The sequence below is a fragment of the Pelomonas candidula genome (genome assembly GCF_043555985.1).
Classification (GTDB): domain Bacteria; phylum Pseudomonadota; class Gammaproteobacteria; order Burkholderiales; family Burkholderiaceae_C; genus Pelomonas; species Pelomonas candidula.
Window position 1 is genome coordinate 128,893 of sequence record NZ_JBIGIC010000010.1, and the last position, 17,107, is coordinate 145,999.

The 17,107-nt window shown below is 70.4% G+C and carries 15 protein-coding genes and 1 pseudogene; 2 read left to right on the forward strand and 14 right to left on the reverse strand.

Annotated elements, in window-relative coordinates:
* The first annotated feature begins 111 nt into the window (after window positions 1-111).
* Entirely contained in the window at window positions 112-1,263 is a 1,152-nt protein-coding gene (locus ACG04R_RS19455; protein WP_394414625.1) for a BON domain-containing protein, read from the forward strand.
* A gap of 60 nt (window positions 1,264-1,323) precedes the next feature.
* Here the strand turns inward: ACG04R_RS19455 and ACG04R_RS19460 are convergent, their stop codons facing one another.
* From ACG04R_RS19460 to ACG04R_RS19510, 11 genes and pseudogenes are all read right to left on the reverse strand, one after another.
* Entirely contained in the window at window positions 1,324-1,743 is a 420-nt protein-coding gene (locus tag ACG04R_RS19460; protein WP_394414628.1) for a hypothetical protein, read from the reverse strand.
* A gap of 106 nt (window positions 1,744-1,849) precedes the next feature.
* Window positions 1,850-3,229: a bifunctional UDP-N-acetylglucosamine diphosphorylase/glucosamine-1-phosphate N-acetyltransferase GlmU gene (gene glmU / locus ACG04R_RS19465; RefSeq protein WP_394414631.1), complete on the reverse strand. Its 1,380-nt coding sequence runs from the start codon at window positions 3,227-3,229 to the stop codon at window positions 1,850-1,852.
* Between the two features lie 78 nt (window positions 3,230-3,307).
* Entirely contained in the window at window positions 3,308-3,925 is a 618-nt protein-coding gene (locus tag ACG04R_RS19470) for a DUF4136 domain-containing protein (RefSeq protein ID WP_394414634.1), read from the reverse strand.
* Window positions 3,926-3,986: 61 nt separating this feature from the next.
* A complete protein-coding gene (ttcA, locus tag ACG04R_RS19475) occupies window positions 3,987-4,901 on the reverse strand; it encodes a tRNA 2-thiocytidine(32) synthetase TtcA (protein WP_394414638.1) in 915 nt (304 codons plus the stop codon).
* Window positions 4,902-4,907: 6 nt separating this feature from the next.
* On the reverse strand, window positions 4,908-5,306 hold the full coding sequence (locus ACG04R_RS19480; protein WP_394415000.1) for a dihydroneopterin aldolase: 399 nt from the start codon (window positions 5,304-5,306) through the stop codon (window positions 4,908-4,910).
* 312 nt (window positions 5,307-5,618) lie between these two features.
* Window positions 5,619-6,158, reverse strand: a pseudogene (locus tag ACG04R_RS19485) (NAD(P)/FAD-dependent oxidoreductase); the annotation flags it as partial.
* Between the two features lie 39 nt (window positions 6,159-6,197).
* Window positions 6,198-6,809 (reverse strand): protein-methionine-sulfoxide reductase heme-binding subunit MsrQ, encoded by a 612-nt coding sequence (locus ACG04R_RS19490; protein WP_394414641.1) that lies wholly within the window; start codon window positions 6,807-6,809, stop codon window positions 6,198-6,200.
* Window positions 6,810-6,894: 85 nt separating this feature from the next.
* The gene (msrP, locus tag ACG04R_RS19495) at window positions 6,895-7,866 is read right to left on the reverse strand and encodes a protein-methionine-sulfoxide reductase catalytic subunit MsrP (protein ID WP_394414644.1); all 972 of its coding nucleotides are present in this window, start codon (window positions 7,864-7,866) and stop codon (window positions 6,895-6,897) included.
* 84 nt (window positions 7,867-7,950) lie between these two features.
* Window positions 7,951-11,325 carry an error-prone DNA polymerase gene (locus tag ACG04R_RS19500; RefSeq protein ID WP_394414647.1) on the reverse strand — a complete coding sequence of 1,125 codons (3,375 nt, stop codon included), beginning with the start codon at window positions 11,323-11,325 and terminating at the stop codon, window positions 7,951-7,953.
* A complete protein-coding gene (locus ACG04R_RS19505) occupies window positions 11,322-12,620 on the reverse strand; it encodes a DNA polymerase Y subunit UmuC family protein (protein ID WP_394414650.1) in 1,299 nt (432 codons plus the stop codon). The genes ACG04R_RS19500 and ACG04R_RS19505 overlap by 4 nt, the downstream gene beginning before the upstream one ends.
* Entirely contained in the window at window positions 12,589-13,464 is an 876-nt protein-coding gene (locus ACG04R_RS19510; RefSeq protein WP_394414653.1) for a recombinase RecA, read from the reverse strand. The genes ACG04R_RS19505 and ACG04R_RS19510 overlap by 32 nt, the downstream gene beginning before the upstream one ends.
* 190 nt (window positions 13,465-13,654) lie before the next feature.
* On the opposite strand from ACG04R_RS19510, the gene ACG04R_RS19515 reads away from it, so the two are divergent.
* Window positions 13,655-14,053, forward strand: coding sequence for a YybH family protein (locus ACG04R_RS19515; protein ID WP_394414656.1), 399 nt, complete (start codon window positions 13,655-13,657; stop codon window positions 14,051-14,053).
* A 3-nt stretch (window positions 14,054-14,056) separates the two neighbouring features.
* Here the strand turns inward: ACG04R_RS19515 and ACG04R_RS19520 are convergent, their stop codons facing one another.
* The 3 genes from ACG04R_RS19520 to ACG04R_RS19530 all read right to left on the reverse strand — a co-directional run bounded on the left by ACG04R_RS19520 (window position 14,057) and on the right by ACG04R_RS19530 (window position 16,977).
* On the reverse strand, window positions 14,057-15,115 hold the full coding sequence (locus ACG04R_RS19520; protein WP_394414659.1) for a serine/threonine protein kinase: 1,059 nt from the start codon (window positions 15,113-15,115) through the stop codon (window positions 14,057-14,059).
* Window positions 15,116-15,150: 35 nt separating this feature from the next.
* Entirely contained in the window at window positions 15,151-16,035 is an 885-nt protein-coding gene (locus ACG04R_RS19525; protein ID WP_394414662.1) for a DUF2726 domain-containing protein, read from the reverse strand.
* A 132-nt stretch (window positions 16,036-16,167) separates the two neighbouring features.
* Window positions 16,168-16,977, reverse strand: coding sequence for a GNAT family N-acetyltransferase (locus ACG04R_RS19530; protein WP_394414665.1), 810 nt, complete (start codon window positions 16,975-16,977; stop codon window positions 16,168-16,170).
* Between the last annotated feature and the right edge of the window lie 130 nt (window positions 16,978-17,107).

The window sequence follows — 17,107 nt, forward strand, 5'->3', positions numbered from 1 at the left end:
CGTTCCCTTGTCCTACAAAACGAGGGAGCCTGCGCCGGCAAGAGCCTGGCTGGCCCGCACGCAAAGTTGGCTTCACCGCAAACGTCGATCACACGACGACAGGAGGCCAACATGAAATTCCCGAAATCCATGCATGCCGAGGGCTGGGCCAACCACATCGACTCGACGCCGTCGGACAGGTCGGCCACGCGCCGGGTGGGCGTGGCGGCCCTGCGGTCCGGCGCCAGGCCCTTGACCAACGGCACGCACATCAGCGAGTCGCTGGCTTCGCCGCCGGCCGCCGCCGAGGCGCCGCGCGTCGACCCTGGCCCGTCTGCCGCGCGACCCCAGCACCGTGAAGCCACGCTGCCGCCCCAGCGTGACCACAAGCTGGGCTGGATGGTCGCTGCCGGTGCTGGCGCCGCGGTCATCGCGTCCGTCGCCCTCTGGGCGGCGAACCGCCCGATGACCCCGAGTGCGCCGCCCACCCTTGCGACGGGCAGCGTCGAGCCGCCGACCGAGGTGGCAGCCGCCACGCCGGCACCCGAGGCGACACCGACGGCGCCTGCCGAGGAGGCGGGCACGACGGCCGCCGCCGCGCCCCCGCCCGCCGCCGAGCCTGCCCGCCTGGGCCCGCCGGTGACCACGGTGAAACCTGCCGTCGAGCCGCGCCGGCTCGCCCAGGCGGACGCCCCGGCGGCTCGTCCTGATCTGGTCGCGCGAGCTGCACCGGGCAGCGGCGCGCTGGAGCCGCTGCGGCCTTCGCCGGCCCTGCAACCGCCGACGGCCGTGGCCGCCGCGCCGGCCATGCCGCTGGAGAGCGACCGGCCGCTGACGATCCCGCCGGGCAACGCGCCGATCACGCTGCCACCGACCGCCGCAGGCCCGACGGTGAGTCCGGGCACGGCACCGCAGACCCCGCCTTCGGCGTCGCCCAGCACGCCGCCGGTGGCTGCGGCCACGCCTGACACGTCGGCCAGTGCCGCTGCGGCGACGCCGGTGGCCCCGCTGGCCCAGGCACCGCTGCCGTCACCGGAGGACAGCGGCATCACGCTGAAGGTGCGCAGTGCGCTGGCGGCGGACTCGACGCTGGCCGCCGTGCCCATCGTTGTCAGCACGGACCATGGCGTCGTCAGGCTCGAAGGCCAGGCGCCGGACGCACCGACCCGCGAGCGAGCCACCGTCGTCGCGTCGTCGGCCACCGGGGTCAAGGCGGTCGACAACCGCCTCACGCTGCCGCCGGCGGCGGTCGTGAGCCAGGCGTCGACGCAGAACGGTCTCTGATCGCTCCGTCCAATAACAAAAGGCGCCCCTTGGGGCGCCTTTTTCGTGAGCGGGTTCAGCTCAGTGGCAGAACTGGCTGCGGGCCGGCGCCAGCTCGGCGTCGATCAGCGCTTCTTCCGTCACTTCACGGGCAGCTTCGAGCTGCAGGCAGAGTTCGGTGATGCCATCGTCGCGGCCGCCTTCGATCTCGGGCAGCGGCGCGGTGGCGATGTCGGTGGGCAGGTCGGCCAGCGCGCCGATCAGCTGGAACAGCAGTTCCAGGCTGGCTTCGCCGTCCTGCGGCAGGTCGCGCGCGGCGCCCAGGCTGCGGGCCAGGTAGTAGCAGGCTTCGGCGGCGTTGTCGCAGGCCTGCGCCTTCAGCTCCAGCGCGCGATGGCGGGCGTTGGCTTCTTCGCGGGCCTGGATGGCCTCGAATGCACCCAGGTCGGCCGGGACGGCGTCATCCAGCGAGAGCGCGGCAAAGTCGAGTTCGTGGGCCATGGGGACTGCGGTGTTCGTGCGTGAAGCCATCCTAACGGCGGGCCGGTCCGGCGGACGCCCCCTCAACCGGGGCGGCGGGAGGCAATCGCCGGAACTAAGTCACTATTCAACGCTTCTTCGTCGGACGGGTCCAGCCGTTCAGCGCCACCTGTTTGCCGCGCGCCACGGCGAGGTTGCCGGGCGCCACGTCCTTGGTGATGGTGGAGCCGCCGCCGATCGTCGCGCCGTCGCCCAGCGTGACCGGGGCCACCAGCACGCAGTTGGAACCCACGTGCACGTCGTTGCCGATGGTCGTGCGGTGTTTGTTGGCGCCGTCGTAGTTGGCCGTGATGCTGCCGGCGCCGTAGTTGACGCGCTCGCCGACCGTCGCGTCGCCCAGGTAGGCCAGGTGGTTGGCCTTGGCGCCGTGGGCCAGCGTGGAGTTCTTTACCTCGACGAAGTTGCCGATGTGGACCTCGTTGCCGAGCTGCGCGCCGGGGCGCAGGCGGGCGAACGGGCCGATCAACGCGCCCTCGCCGACGCTGGCGCCCAGCGCCTCGCCATCGATGTGGGTGAACTCGTGGATGCGGGCGCCGGACGCGATCTTCACGTTGCGGATCACGCAGTTGGCGCCGATGCGTACGTTGTCGCCCAACTGCACGTCGCCTTCGAACACGCAGTTCACGTCGATCTCGCAGTCCTGGCCGTGCGTCAGCGTGCCGCGCAGGTCGAACCGGGCCGGGTCGGCCAGGCGCACGCCGGCGCGCATCAGGTCCTCGGCCTGCTGGGCCTGAAAAGCGCGCTCCAGCTGTGCGAGTTGCACGGGGTCGTTGACGCCCAGCACCTCGGTCTCGCTGCTGGCCTTGATGCCCAGCACCGGCAGGCCCTCGGCGACGGCCATCGCGACGATGTCGGTCAGGTAGTACTCGCCCTGGGCGTTGTTGTTGTTCAGTTGTCCCACCCAGCGCTTCAGCGACGCCGTCGGCGCGGCCATCATGCCGCTGTAGCCCTCGTGAATGAGGCGCTGCTCGGGTGTGGCGTCCTTGTGTTCGACGATGGCCAGCACGCCGCCGTCGTCCTTGTTGCGGATGATGCGGCCGTAGCCGGTGGGGTCGAACAGGTCCACCGTCAGCAGCACCAGCGCATGGCCGGCGCAGGCATCGATGAGGGCCTTGGCGGTGGCCGTCTCGATGAGGGGCACGTCGCCGTTCAGGATGAGGGTGGTGCCTTCGCCGACGAGGGCCGGCACGACTTGCTGGATGGCGTGGCCGGTACCCAGCTGGGGCATCTGGCGCACGAAGGAGATGCCCGGCGCGGCGACGGCTGCCTCGACCTGCTCGGCGCCGTGGCCGGTGATGACGATGCGCGCGGCGGCTTGCAGCGGCTCGCCGCTCTTCAGCACGTGGGCCAGCAGTGAGCGGCCCGCGAGCTTGTGCAACACCTTGGGCGTTGCGGACTTCATGCGGGTGCCCTTGCCCGCCGCCATGATCACGATGTTCAGCGCCATGCCTGCCTTGCGACTACGTTTCGACGAAGTCGCGATTATGGGCAGGCGGGCGTCGCGCCCCGAGCAGGTCCGTGCGTTTTAGCGCACGGCTTGCACGGCCACGCGGTGCGATTTCGGCTCGACCTTGGGGAATTCGGCGAGCGAGGCGTCGAACAGCGGCTGCAGCAGCGCGTCGCTCGACGACAAACCCTCGTTGCTGGCGTGCGACTCGTACAGCGCTTCGCCGCTGACGCGGTCGCGCATCAGCACGGCCACGGCGCGGTCGTAGCGGCGGTCGAAGAACGGGTCCTGGCGCCAGCCCCAGGGGCCGGCGCCGACGTAGCCGTAGCGCGGATACAGCAGGCGGCCGCGCCAGCGCCACCACAGCGGGTCGTCCCAGGGCACGGGGTCGTAGGCGGTCACGCGGGCGCCCAGCGTGACGAGCACGTCGGCGGTCTTGGCGTCGGCGGCGGGCTTGAAGCCGGCCTTCTCCAGCGCGGACTTCACCGCGTCTTCCAGCGCCGTCTGGCGCTTGGCGGCCTCGTCGTTCTGCTGCTGCGAGGGCAGGCGGTCGAACGCGTAGGTGCCGGGTTGGCGGCCCGCCGGCCAGTTGCCATAACTGGAAACGTCGGCGGACACGGTGTAGGGCCCGGCACAGCCGGTGATGGCCGCGGCCGAGGCGGCGGCGAGGGCGGTGAGGATCAGGCGGCGGTTCATGGCGGCATCTCCATCATGTCGATTGCCGCATTCTGACCGCGCCGGATTGCCCTCGTGTAAATCAGCGTTGCAGTGTGATCACCGCGCCGGTGGTGGACGGCGTCGCGCAAGATTCGTCATCGTCGAAGGCGATGTCGCCGCCGGCGTCGGCCACGCCGGTGGCCTTCATCGTCTCGAACGGGAACAGCTTCTTGTCCATCATGTGCGAGGTCACGATGTTGCCCATGGCCGTGAAGATGTTGTCGATGCGGCCGGGGTAGCGCTTCTCCCACTCGTTGATCATGGCCTTGACCTGCACACGCTGCAGGTTCTCCTGGCTGCCGCAGAGGTTGCAAGGAATGATCGGGAACTCGCGGTGCTCGGCCCAGCGCACGAGGTCAGGCTCCTTCACGTAGGCCAGCGGGCGGATGACGACGTTCTTGCCGTCGTCGCTGACCAGCTTGGGCGGCATGCCCTTCATGCGGCTGCCGAAGAACATGTTCAGGAACAGTGTCGTGACCATGTCGTCGCGGTGGTGGCCCAGCGCGATCTTCGTCGCGCCCAGCTCGCCGGCCACGCGGTACAGGATGCCGCGGCGCAGGCGCGAGCACAGGCTGCAGGTCGTCTTGCCCTCGGGCACCAGCTTCTTGACGATGCTGTATGTGTCCTGGTTCTCGATGTGGAAGTCGACGCCGCGGCTCTTCAGGTAGGTGGGCAGTACGTCCTCGGGGAAGCCGGGCTGCTTCTGGTCGAGGTTGACGGCGACGAGGCTGAACTTGATCGGCGCGCGCTGCTGCAGGTTCAGCAGGATGTCCAGCATCGCGTAGCTGTCCTTGCCACCGGACAGGCAGACCATGACCTTGTCGCCGTCTTCGATCATGTTGAAGTCGGTGATGGCCTGGCCCACCTGGCGGTGCAGGCGCTTGGACAGCTTGTTGATTTCGTGGGCTGCCTTCTTGTCGGCGGCGGCTTGGTCGAGATCGAGGACTTCAGACATGGTGGGTCACCAGATTCCGGTTTCGGAGCTGACTGCGACTTCGCAGTCCGGGAAGATTTCGAGCTTGGTCAGCTTCACGCGCACGCCGACGACGCCGGTCAGGCTCATCAGGCGGTTGCTGAGCTTGCCCACCAGCGCCTCGACGAGGTCGGTGTGCTCGGTGGTGCACTCGTCGATGATGGCGGCGCGGATGCGGCGGTAGTCCAGCACGCGGCCGATATCGGCGTCGCGCGCGACGATGGGCAGCGCGCCGAGGTTGACTTCGGCGTCCACCTGGATGGGCTGCGGGCCGTCGCGCTCGAAGTCCAGGATGCCCAGGTTGGCCTTGAAGCGCAGGCCCTGCAGGTGGATGACCTGGCGGTTGTTGAAGCGCTGCGGAGCGGCTGCGGCGGCTTCCGGGCGCAGCGCCTGCTCGATGAGCTTGGCGGCCTGCACGCCGTCGGCCAGCGCCGTCTGCACACAGGGGTGCCAGCGGCCGCTGGCGTCGCCGGCGACGAAGGCGTGCGGGCGGTCGTGCTCGCTCAGCAGGCCGAAGGCGGACGGCTCGGGCTCGAAGCCCAGCAGCGCGGCGACGAGGTCGAAGCGTTCGTCGCCCACCGTGACGCCGGCGTCGTCGGCACGCAGCCCGTCGGGCAGCGGCGTGGCCAGGCGCAGCTGGATGCGCGGATGGGACTCGACGCGGTTGATGAGGTGGACCTGTGCGCGCCAGCTGCCGCGCGCCCACAGCGTCACGTCGCTGCCGCGGTCGGCCAGGAACAGCGCGTTCTCGGCTGCGTTGTCGCCGGCGCCCAGCACCAGCACGCGCCCGGCGGGCAGCGCGTCGCGGCGCTGGGTCAGCGCGGTGGCGTCCAGCACGCGCGGGTGCGGCACGGCGAAGTAGCGTGCCGGGCGCAGCAGCCTTAGGCCGGTGGCGACCAGCAGCGCGCGGGCGTGCACGTGTTCGCCGCTGGCCAGCTGCAGCGTCCAGGCGCCGGCGGCGTGACGGGCCGATTCGGCCGTGCTGCGCAGGCGCAGCGCGATGCCGGGTGTGGCCTGGACCTGATTCGCGTAGTTCAGCGCCAGGTCCGTCAGCGCAGCGGCGGGCTGGCCCAGCACCCAATCCTGGCGGAAGTCCAGCCCGCGCAGCGCGGCGCACAGCTGCGGCTCGCGCTCGACCAGCAGCGTCGACAGCCCCAGCTGAGCGAGCCACGACGCGGCGCTGCAGCCCGCGGGGCCGCCGCCGAGGATGGCAACGTCGAAGGAAAGGGTGTTGGGCATGGGCAGCCGGGGCAAAGCCGCGGATTATCCCAGCCGGGGCTATTTCCGGGTGATCCGCCGGTAGACCCGCCACCCCAGCAGCGCGGCAAGGATCACGCCGTAGACGGCCGGCTCGGCGAAGTTGTGCTTGCCGGCGCGCATCCAGATGAAGTGCAGCAGCGCAATGACCGAGACGGCGTAGACGGTCTTGTGCAGGGCCTGCCAGCGCCTGGCGCTCAGGGCCTTGATGGCGCGGTTGAAGCTGGTGGCCGCCAGCGGCAGCATCAGCGCCCAGGCGGTGAAGCCCATCAGGATGAAGGGCCGCTTGGCGATGTCGGCGGCGATGTCGCCCACCTCCAGCCCCATGTCCAGCCAGCCGTAGGCCAGCAGGTGCAGGCTGGCGTAGACGAAACTGAACACGCCCAGCATGCGGCGGAATCGCGCCAGCGCGGCCAGGCCGGCCAGCTCGCGCAGCGGCGTGATCGCCAGCGTCAGCCACAGGCCGCGCAGCGTCCAGTCGCCGAGCCGGCGGATCAGCGCCTCGGCAGGGTTTGCGCCGAGTTGATTGGTGGCTGCCGCGTAGACCAGCCAGGCCAGCGGCAGCAGACACGCCAGGAACAGCAGGGGCTTGGCTGCGCCATTCAGCAAGGCCCCTTGGACGATGCTGCGCATCGTCCGTCCCCCAAGGGGAGCGGCCAAGCTTGGGGCGGCCCGGCGCTTGTCCTGCAGCGCATTCGTCAGCAGACGCTTCATCGGGTCAGTAGTTCTTCTTCAGGTCCATGCCGGCATAGAGCTGCCCGACCTGGGCCTCGTAGCCGTTGAACATCAGCGTCGGGCGCTTCCTGGCGAACAGCCCGTCCTCGCCGATGCGGCGCTCGGTGGCCTGGCTCCAGCGCGGGTGGGGCACATTGGGGTTCACGTTGGAATAGAAGCCGTATTCCTGCTGGGCGGCTTTCGTCCAGCTGGAGACGGGCTCCTTCTCGGTGAAGCGGATCTTGACGATGCTCTTGGCCGACTTGAAGCCGTACTTCCACGGCAGCGCCACGCGCAGCGGCGCGCCGTTCTGGTTGGGCAGCACCTCGCCGTACATGCCGAACACCAGCATCGCCAGCGGGTGCATGGCTTCGTCGATGCGCAGACCTTCGACGTAGGGCCAGTCCAGCACGCCGGAGCGCACGCCGGGCATCTGCGCCTTGTCGGCCAGGCTCGTGAACTCGACGTACTTGGCCTTGGAGGTGGGCTGGGCCTGCTTGAGCAGTTCCGACAGCGAATAGCCCATCCAGGGGATCACCATGCTCCAGCCCTCGACGCAGCGCAGGCGGTACAGGCGTTCCTCCATGGCGCTGAGCTTGAGCAGCGCCTCGATGTCGAAGCGGCCGGGCTTGGCGCATTCGCCCTCGATGCTGACCGTCCAGGGCCGCGTCTTCAGCGTGTGGGCGTAGGAAGCGGGATCGGCCTTGTCGGTGCCGAACTCGTAGAAGTTGTTGTACGAGGTCGCGTCGGCGTAGCTCGTCGGCTTGTCCATCACGAAGGCGCCGGCCACCGCCGAGCGCGCGCCCGCCAGCTTGGGCAGCTTGCCGCCGCCAGGCGCGACGGGCTGGGCCAGCGCCAGCGGAGAGGCGGCAACCGCGCCCAGGCCGGCCAGCGCGCTGCGGCGGTTCAGGTAGGCGTGGCGCGGGGTGATCTCGCTGGGAAGCGGTTCGTGGAGGGCGGGGACTCGGATCAGCATGAGAGGGCTTTCGCGATCGGGATGGCTGGTGGGTCGCGGCGACCCGGCCGCAACTTACACCCGGAACCGCAACGATGTCGGACGTCACCGAAAGTCCCGGCTCTCCGTCGGCAATCTGCCCAGCAGCGGGTTGAGATTTGTAAAGCGCTGCGCCAGTAGGTGGCGCACGTCGCCATCTCCGCGCTGCCAGACCCCTTCCACCGCCAGCAGCCGCGCGCCCAGGATCGTCGAGCGGTGTTCTTCGTAGACCTTGGGCCAGACGATGACCTGCACGTTGCCGGTCTCGTCTTCCAGCGTGACGAAGAGCGTGCCCTTGGCGGTCTGCGGTTTTTGCCGGCCGGTGACGATGCCGCAAGCCTTGGCGCGGCGGCCGCTCTTGACGGCGTCCAGTTGGCGGGCGCTCAGCAGGCCGTCCTTGGCCAGGCGCGGGCGCAGCAGCGCCAGCGGGTGGCGGCGCAGCGTGAGGCCGGTGGCGGCGTAGTCCCACAGCACTTCCTCGCCCTCGGCGGCGGCGGGCAGTTCGAGATCGTCCTCGGGCAGCAGGCTGCCTTGCAGCAGCGCCGGCATCGCGTGCAGCGCCGAGGCCTGCCAGACCTGCTGACGGCGGTGGCCGGCAAGGCTGGTCAGCGCATCGGCGGCGGCGAGGTGCTGCATGTCGGCCTGCGTGAGGCGGGCGCGGAAGGCGAGGTCTTGCGAGTGAATGAAAGGGCTCTGGGCGCGGGCCGACTCGATGCGCAGGGCCGCCTCCTTACCCAGCCCGCTGACGAGGCGCAGGCCCAGGCGTACCGCGGGTTGATGCTCGCCGTCACGGGGTTCGAGCGTGCTGTCGTGGCCGCTGTGGTTGACGTCGATGGACCGCACCTCGACCTGGTGCCGGCGCGCGTCCTGCACCAGTTGGCTGGGCGTGTAGAAGCCCAGCGGCTGCGAGTTCAGCAGCGCGCACAGGAAGGCCGCGGGCTCGTGGCATTTGAGCCAGGAGCTGACGTAGGTCAGCAGCGCGAAGCTGGCGGCGTGGCTCTCGGGGAAGCCGTAGCTGGAGAAGCCCTTGATCTGCCGGAAGATGCTTTCGGCGAAGGCGTCTTCGTAGCCGTTGCGGCGCATGCCGCTGACGACCTTGTCGTAGTACTTGTCGAGCACGCCGGGGCGCTTCCAGGCGGCCATGGCGCGGCGCAGCTCGTCGGCCTCGCCCGCGGAAAAGCCGGCGGCGATCATCGCGATCTGCATCACCTGCTCCTGGAAGATGGGCACGCCGCGGGTGCGCCAGAGGGCTTCCTTCAGCGCCTCGCTGGGGTACTCCACCTGGTCTTCCGGCAGCGCGCGGTTCTTCAGATAGGGGTGCACCATGCCGCCCTCGATGGGCCCCGGCCGCACGATGGCGACCTCGACCACGAGGTCGTAGTAGGTGCGCGGCTGCAGCCGCGGCAGCATGGACATCTGCGCGCGCGACTCGATCTGGAACACGCCGATGGTGTCGGCCTTGCAGATCATGTCGTAGGTGGCTTCGTCGTTGTCGGGGATGGTCAGGTCGATATCCGTGCCGCGCATCGGGTTGACGAGGTCGAAGCACTTCTTGATCGCCGTGAGCATGCCCAGCGCCAGCACGTCGACCTTCATCATCTTCAGCTCGTCGATGTCGTCCTTGTCCCACTCGATGACGCTGCGGTCCTCCATCGTCGCGTTCTCGATGGGCACCAGGCGCTCCAGCAGCCCCTGCGTCAGCACGAAGCCGCCGACATGCTGTGACAGGTGCCGCGGCAGGCCGTTGAGCTGGCGGCCCAGCGTGATGAGCTGCTGCAGGCGCGGGTCGTCGTCGGCCATGCCGAGCTGCTGCAGCAGCGCGGTGCGGTGGTCCTCCGGCAGCACCTGGCCGGGCCAACCGCTGTGGTCCTTGCTCATGATGTCGAGCTGTTCTTCGCTGAAGCCCAGCGCCTTGCCGACGTCGCGGATCGCGCTCTTGGGCCGGTAGCAGATGACGACGGCCGTCAGCGCGGCGCGCTCGCGTCCGTACTTTTTGTAGAGATGCTGGATGACCTCCTCGCGGCGTTCGTGCTCGAAGTCGACGTCGATGTCCGGCGGCTCGTTGCGCTCGCGGCTGATGAAGCGCTCGAACAGTAGCGTCGAGCGATCCGGGTCCACCGACGTGACGTGCAGGCAGTAGCAGACGATGCTGTTGGCCGCGGAGCCGCGGCCCTGGCAGAGGATCTTCTCGCCCCGCGCGAAATCCACGATCTCCGCCACGGTCAGGAAGTAGTGCTCGTAGCCGAGGTCTTCGATCAGTTCGAGCTCGTGCTCGATGCGGTGCTTCCACTTGTCAGGGACGCCACCTACGCCCTTCTCGTTCCATGGCCAGCGTTTTTCGGCCCCGGCGTAGGTCAGGTTGCGCAGGCGCTGGCGGGGCGTCACGCCAGCAGGCCCGACTTCGCTCGGGTACTGGTAGCTGATCTCGTTCAGGCTGAACGTGCAGCGTGCCGCGACCCGCAGCGTCTCGCGCATCAGTTCCGGCGGGCAGAGCTGCGAGATGCGATAGCGGCTGCGCAGGTGCCGCTCGGCGTTGGGCTGCAGGTCGAAGCCGCACTCGGCCACCGTGCGGCCCAGCCGCGTGGCGGTCATCACGTCCTGCAGCGCCTTGCGCGAGCGCACGTGGAAGTGCACGTCGCCGGCGGCGACCAGCGGCAGCGCCGTCTCGTCGGACAGCGCCTGCAGCCGCTGCAACCACAGCGCGTCGCTGGCCTCGCGCAGCAGCTCGACGGCCAGCCATGCGCGGCCGGCGAAGTGGCGCAGCGCCCAGTGCGCGGGCGTGGTCAGCTCGGCGTCGCTCGCCTCGCGCGGCAGCACGAGCAGCACCAGGCAGTCGGCCAGCTTCTCCGGTGCGATCTGCCGCCAGTGCAGTGTGTACTCGCCCTTGACCGGGCTGGCCCGCCGCAGCCGCGTGATGAACTGGCTGAGGTTGCCGTAGCCGTTCAGGTTCTGCGCGATCAGCACGAGCTTGAAGCGCGGCGTGCCCGCGTCGTCGCGGACGAGGAATTCGCTGCCGATCAGCAGCTTCAGCAACTGGGGCTGCTCGATGTCCTCGACGGGATCGCCGGCCTCCTTGGCCGCCTCCTTCAGCGCGTGGTGCGCCGCCTCGCGCATCTCACGCAGTTGCTTGTGCGCGCGCACGACGCCGGCCAGCGAGCACTCGTCGGTGATGGCCAGCGCCTCGTAGCCCTGCACGATGGCGCGCTCCACCAGCTCCTGCGGCTCGGACGCGCCGCGCAGGAAGCTGAATGCCGTCAGGCAGTGCAGCTCGGCGTAGCGCGGCAGCTCGCGCGGCGGCGGCTCGCCCGGGCGGGCCGGGCCGCGCGGCGTGGCGATGGGCGACTGCGCGTCGGCCACGCGCCGCAGGTCGGCATCCGATGCAAAGCCAAGTTGGCGCAGCTCGTGCAAATGTTCGTCACGGTTCGACTGTGGGGGACTCATGCAAACACCCCCTGCAGGAACCAGCCCGACGCCGCGGACTCGGTGACCGACAGCCGCTCGTGATAGATCCACAGCAGCCCGCGCGCCGCGCTGCGGTAGACGAAATAGTCGCGCGTCTGCAGCTCGGCGGGGCCTTCCCACCAGCCAGCTTCGACGCGATGCGGCCCGCTGATGCGTGTCAGCGGGCCGCAGTACATCGGCTGCTCGCGCGCGTCGCAGCGCAGCGGCAGCGGCGGCTCGACGAGCCAGGTGGGCTGCGGCCCCGGCGGGCGGCGTACGGCGGGCGACTGTGCGGACGACGGCCACGCCAGCCAGCGCTGCATGCGGTCCAGCCGGTGGTCTTCGTGCAGCCGGCCCTCGCGCACGCGGGCGGCGCCCAGCCGCACCGACAGCCGCTCCAGCAGCGCGTGGGTCGTCGTGCGCTCCTGCGGGTCGGTGTGGCCGGGCAGCAGGCCGGCGCTCAGTTCCTGCAGCGGCAGCACGGTGTCGGCGCTGAGCGTGATCTCGCCGGCTGGCGCGGCCAGCGTCGTGCGGGCCAGGTGCTCGGCCAGCAGCCGCGTCAGGCGGGGCAGGTCGCGCGTCGTGTCGGCCGTGGCGACGGTCAGCTCGCCGCCGTCGGCCACGTCGCGGGCGCGCATCGCGTCGTGCTGCCAGGCCAGGCGCAGCGCCCGCACGCCAGCGTGGCGGGCGGCCAGGAAGGCGCAGAGCTGGCGCAGCAGCGTCTCGGCGAAGTGCAGCAGCACGGGCGCATGCTCGACGCGCCAGGGCAGCTCCAGCCGCGCGTCGAAGCGGTCGGGCAGCGTCAGCCAGTCGTGTACTTCGGGTCGGTCGCCGTAGGCCTGGTCAAGCGCAGTCAGCAGCGCCGGGCCGAAGCGTCTGGCCAGCGCCGCGCGCGGCAGGCGGCGCAGCTCGCCCAGGCACGTGCAGCCCAGGCGGGCCAGCATGGCGTGGTGGGCCAGGGCAGCGGTCAGCGCCAGCAGTGGCAGCGCGTCCAGGCGTTCGCTCAAGGCACCTCGCCGGGGTGGCTCGGGGCAGCGCGCCAGCGCGAGTGCGGCCAGCGCCGTCGGCGCCCAGGCGCTGGCGCCCAGCGCGAGGCCGGCCTCATCGGCCTGCGCCTGCAGCCGCAGCCGCAGCGCGCGGGCGCCGCGGAACAGCCGCAGGCTGGCCGACACCTCCGCGACGACCGCCTCCTCCAGCCGGGCAACGCGTGGCGTGAAGCTCAGCGCCAGCCAGGCCAGGGCGTCGATGTCGCCGGCCGGGGCATCAGGCCTGCAGCACAGGGCGAGCCAGCGCATGGTCGCGCTCCGTTGGCGTGCTGACCGGTGTCGGGGCGGGGGCAGGCACTGGTGCCGGTGCCGGCTGGGGCTTGCGCCGGGCGGCCGTCAGCAGCGGCTCGACCGCGCCGGGCACGGCCGGCAGCGCCAGCCAGCCCTCGTGCGCGGGCCCGCGTCGCTTGAGCAGGTGCACGTCCAGCTCCCAGTCGTCACCAGGCTTCACGACGAGGCGCAGCGGCGCGGCCGAGGACTGTTGGCCCGCGCGCTCCGGTCGCACGAGGAAGGCGGGCGCGTCCGACGCCAGCGCGTTGACCTGCAGGCGCCGGATCTGCTCCGGCCGTGCCTCGGGCAGCCACGCCAGCACGGCCACGCGCGACTTGATGGCCTGTTCGGCCGCCCACAGCGCTTGATCCGGCGTGGCCGCGCTGACCCAGACCAGTGCCGACGGCGGCAGGCCCAGCGCCTGCAGGCCTGGCAGATGGGGCGTGTGGGGCGGGTTGATGAGCAGCAGCGAACGCAGCGCCGGTTCGGCACGAGCGCGGCGGCCCGTGCCGGCGGCAGGCGGCAGCGCCTGACTAGCCCACCAGTTGCGCAGCGCCGGCGCGAGCAGCCGCCACTCCAACACGCCGGCTTGCGGCGTCAGCAACTCGGTGACGGCCCGCAGCGGCCAGCCGCCGCCGGGCAGCTCGGCATCCAGCGTCGCGAAGCCGCTGGGCAGCGTCGGGTCGGCCGTGGTGCTGAAGCTGCTGCCGCGCCACAGCCGGCCCTGCAACTGGGCTTCGAGGGACGGCTGCCCGGGTGGCAGCTTCAGCAACGATGGAGCCAGGTGGGGGCTGGCGACGGAGGCGGCAAGGACGGACTGCATGGCCGGAAAGCGATCAAAGGCGTGTGGCGGGGGAGGGATGCGGAGCTGGGATGAGATCACAATACTGTATGTATATCCAGTATTTTCCACCTATCGGCCTGCGTCGGCCGCTAGCATCCGACGTCGCCTGACGCGAGCGGTACGGGCATCGTCGCGCCCGCGATCCAGCCAGTAAGCCAAGGAGTTTTCGATGATCAGCAGTGACGAGACGGCCATCCGCGAGACGGTGTCCACGTGGATGGCGGCGTCCCAATCGGGCGACGTGGACACCGTGCTGGGCCTGGTGGCGGACGACGTCGTGTTCCTGGCGCCGGGCCGGCCGCCCATGCACAAGGCCGAGTTCGAGACCCTGTCTCGCGCTCAGGCCCAGCCCGGCGGGCCGGAGATCGCCGGCGACAGCGACATCCAGGAGATCCAGGTCGTTGGCGACTGGGCCTTCATGTGGACGCGGCTGCGCATCATCGTCACGCCGCCGGGCGGCGCAGCCCTCGAACGTGCCGGCCACACGCTGACGGTGTTGAAGAAGGTTGCCGGCCGCTGGGTCATCGCCCGCGACGCCAACCTGCTGGCGCCCGTGAAGCCTGGCTAGGAATCAGGCAAACCCGTCGCCGTCGAAGTCGACGAAGTCGTCATCCCGCACCAGCGTCGGCGGCACGTCCTTGGGCCGCATGGCCTCCAGTTGTTCGCGCAGCAGCGCGACCTGATCCATCCAGTAGTTGGGCGTGCCGAACCACGGGAACGCGACCGGGAAGGCCGGGTCGCCCCAGCGGCGAGCCAGCCAGGCGCTGTGGTGGATCATGCGCATCGTGCGTAGCGGCTCGATGAGGCGCAACTCGCGGTCGTCGAACTCGGCGATCTGCTCGTAACCGTCCAGCACGGCGTTGAGCTGGCGGCGGGCGGCGTCGGGCTCGCCCGGCAGCAGCATCCACAGGTCCTGCACGACCGGGCCCATGACGGCGTCGTCGAGGTCCACGAAATGCGGCCCGCGGTCGGGCGTCCACAGGATGTTGCCGGGGTGGCAGTCGCCGTGCAGCCGGGTCAGCTGCAGGTCGGGCAGGCTGTCGAAGGCGGCCTGGATGGCGTCGATGGCGCGGCGCACGGTGTCGTCCCAGCCCGGGGCGATCTCGGGCGGGATGGCCTCGTGCCCGATGAGCCAGTCGCGTGCGGCCTGGGCCGGCGCGGCGCTGGCCCAGGACAGGCGCTCGGCAAACGGTCGTTGCCGGCCCACGCCGTGCAGCCGCGCCAGCAGCCGGCCGATCCAGCGCAGCACCTCGGGGTCTTCCAGCTCCGGTCCGCGCCCGCCCTGGCGCGGCGTGACGGCCAGGCGCTGGCCCTGGTAGTGGAACAAGGTCGAGCCGCCGTTCAGCACCCATGGCGCGGCGACGGGCACCTCGGCTGCGGCCAGTTCGGCGGCGAAGGCGTGCTCTTCGAGGATCTGAGCATCGCTCCAGCGCGCCGGCCGGTAGAACTTGGCGACGCCGACGTTGCTGCCGTTGCGGCTGTCTTCCAGGTGCACCTGCAGCACGCGGTTCTCGAACGAGTTCAACTGCAGCATGCGGCCGTCGGCGCGCAGGCCGGCAGCGTCGAGGGCATCTAGCATGAACTCCGGCGTCAGGTCGCCGAAGCTGAGGTCTGGGGTCGCGTGGTGCATCCGGCGAGTGTCGCCGGTCGAGGTGCGGGGCCCCTTCAGCGGCGGCGCGGGCGCTCGGTGGCGTAGCGCGGCGCGTCGACGACGACACCCACGATGTCGTCCATCATGGCTTCTTCATCGGCATCGTCCAGCACCGGCAGGCTGCGCGGGTTGTAGCGCGCCGTGTCCAGGCTGCGCTGGGGTTGGCGGCGCTGCGGCATGTGCATGGGCTGGGTCTGCATGTGGCGCGGCTGACGCGGTTCGGGGTAGGGCTCGCTGCCGCCGCCACCGTTGCCGAAGACGCTGGCGTCCTGCCACAGCGGCAGCGGCTGCGAGAACTGACCCCAGTCGCTGCCGAATTCGTCTTCGCCCGTATTCATGCTCATGCCGATGCTTGCGCGGCGCCGTGGCAGGCTGGATGTCGCGGCCGGTGCGGGCAGAGGGCCGCGCGGGTTGCTGCCCTGGGGCACGAGTAGCTGCAGCTCGGCGACGCTGGGCAGATGGTCCATCCCGCAGCGCAGGTAGCGCACGCGGCAGGCCGACAGCACCGCGTGCTTGATCTGCAGGCTGCGCGGCGTGACGCCCCGTTCGCCTTCCAGGTCGATGGCGGCCAGCACGCGGCCGTTGGGGCTGCAGACGGCGAACGTCACGTGCGAGGTGCCCAGCAGGTCGAACCAGTAGCGCACTTCCTTGGCCTCGGTCGGCTGGCAGAAACGCACCAGCGGCAGCTTGGACAGCACGACGTGATGGGGCAGGGCCTCGCGCAGCAGGCGGAAGACGCGGCGCTCATCGCTCGTGAACACCGGCCGGGCAGTCAGCGACCACTCACCTGGCAGGCCTTTGTTGGCATACGCCGGGCGACGCAGCGCCCAGACCAGGCTGATGGCCAGGCCCAGCACGCAAACAGCCAGCGCGGCGATCCAGTAGATGGCGTACGGCATGTCCCTCGGGGAGTTCGGCGTCGTCGCCGACGGACTTGCGGCGCATTGGGAGTTCAATGTAGCGCAATCAAGTGACAGCCGATTCATCGGTATTCCCGATTCCCCCAGTATGAGGGGCCTCCGACTGGGCGGTTACTCCTTGGCGGCCCGGCCGGACGAGTCGAAATGCGCCTTGACCTCCGCCACGCTGTCGACGAAGTCGCTGATGACCTGGGCCTGGCGCTTGAACTGGAAGTCCAGTTCGCCCAGGTGGCGTTCCAGAGCCTGCTCGACCTGGGAGCCGAACGAGTCCGGCGGCAGGCGCAGGTAGGCCGCGGACTCGCTGCCGTCGCGCTCGACGATGGCGCCAGCGGCGGTCGCGATGCTCAGCATCGGGCGGTTCTCGCTCAGCGCGTGGATGAACAGGGTGTCGATGCCGCGGTTGCGGGCGTGCAGCGCGGCGGTCTCGAACAGCCGCCGGCCCAGGCCGCGGCCGCGCGACTCCGGCAGCACCGAGACACCGAACTCGGCCATCGTGCGGGTCGGGTCGCCGGGCACCGGATCGCCGTATGCAAGATGGGCCAGCGCCACCAGTTGCAGGCGGCGGTTGAAGATGCCCAGCACCTCGTCGCGGGCGAAGTCGATGCCGAGGGCGTACTTGTGGATCTGCTCGTCCGAAGCCGCATAGCCGAAGCGCAGGTAGCGGTCATGCGCGTCCATTGCCAGCAGGTGCTCGATCATGCGGCGGCGGTGACGGCGGGCCAGCGAGCGGATCGGCACCCAGGTCGACAGCCGCTCGAGCGCCGCCCGGGCCGTGGCGAGCGGGCCGTCCGTGGGCTCGGTGGAAGGGGAGGGCGGTGGCGCCGGGTTCGGGTCCGGGCCGAACGCCGACAGCACCTCGTCCCAGCCGGTGACGGGTTCGGCAGGAGGAGCTGCGGGGACGGATTCGGGTTTGCGTGGCATGGTGGCCGGTTTGGCAGGCAAGCGTAACGCGCAGGGGCCTTTCAAACCAGGGGCTTCGCTGCTACACTCGTGGGCTTTTCCGTCAAAAGGCTGCGGGAAAGAACCGTGTCGAGAGGCTGCGCTTGAAAAG

Excerpts from the sequence above, each read along its gene's own strand:
- ACG04R_RS19455 (WP_394414625.1), top strand. The coding sequence starts at position 112 with ATGAAATTCCCGAAATCCATGCATGCCGAGGGCTGGGCCAACCACATC.
- ACG04R_RS19460 (WP_394414628.1), bottom strand. The coding sequence starts at position 1,743 with ATGGCCCACGAACTCGACTTTGCCGCGCTCTCGCTGGATGACGCCGTC.
- glmU (WP_394414631.1), bottom strand. The coding sequence starts at position 3,229 with ATGGCGCTGAACATCGTGATCATGGCGGCGGGCAAGGGCACCCGCATG.
- ACG04R_RS19470 (WP_394414634.1), bottom strand. The coding sequence starts at position 3,925 with ATGAACCGCCGCCTGATCCTCACCGCCCTCGCCGCCGCCTCGGCCGCG.
- ttcA (WP_394414638.1), bottom strand. The coding sequence starts at position 4,901 with ATGTCTGAAGTCCTCGATCTCGACCAAGCCGCCGCCGACAAGAAGGCA.
- ACG04R_RS19490 (WP_394414641.1), bottom strand. The coding sequence starts at position 6,809 with ATGCGCAGCATCGTCCAAGGGGCCTTGCTGAATGGCGCAGCCAAGCCC.
- msrP (WP_394414644.1), bottom strand. The coding sequence starts at position 7,866 with ATGCTGATCCGAGTCCCCGCCCTCCACGAACCGCTTCCCAGCGAGATC.
- ACG04R_RS19500 (WP_394414647.1), bottom strand. The coding sequence starts at position 11,325 with ATGAGTCCCCCACAGTCGAACCGTGACGAACATTTGCACGAGCTGCGC.
- ACG04R_RS19505 (WP_394414650.1), bottom strand. The coding sequence starts at position 12,620 with ATGCGCTGGCTCGCCCTGTGCTGCAGGCCTGATGCCCCGGCCGGCGAC.
- ACG04R_RS19510 (WP_394414653.1), bottom strand. The coding sequence starts at position 13,464 with ATGCAGTCCGTCCTTGCCGCCTCCGTCGCCAGCCCCCACCTGGCTCCA.
- ACG04R_RS19515 (WP_394414656.1), top strand. The coding sequence starts at position 13,655 with ATGATCAGCAGTGACGAGACGGCCATCCGCGAGACGGTGTCCACGTGG.
- ACG04R_RS19520 (WP_394414659.1), bottom strand. The coding sequence starts at position 15,115 with ATGCACCACGCGACCCCAGACCTCAGCTTCGGCGACCTGACGCCGGAG.
- ACG04R_RS19525 (WP_394414662.1), bottom strand. The coding sequence starts at position 16,035 with ATGCCGTACGCCATCTACTGGATCGCCGCGCTGGCTGTTTGCGTGCTG.
- ACG04R_RS19530 (WP_394414665.1), bottom strand. The coding sequence starts at position 16,977 with ATGCCACGCAAACCCGAATCCGTCCCCGCAGCTCCTCCTGCCGAACCC.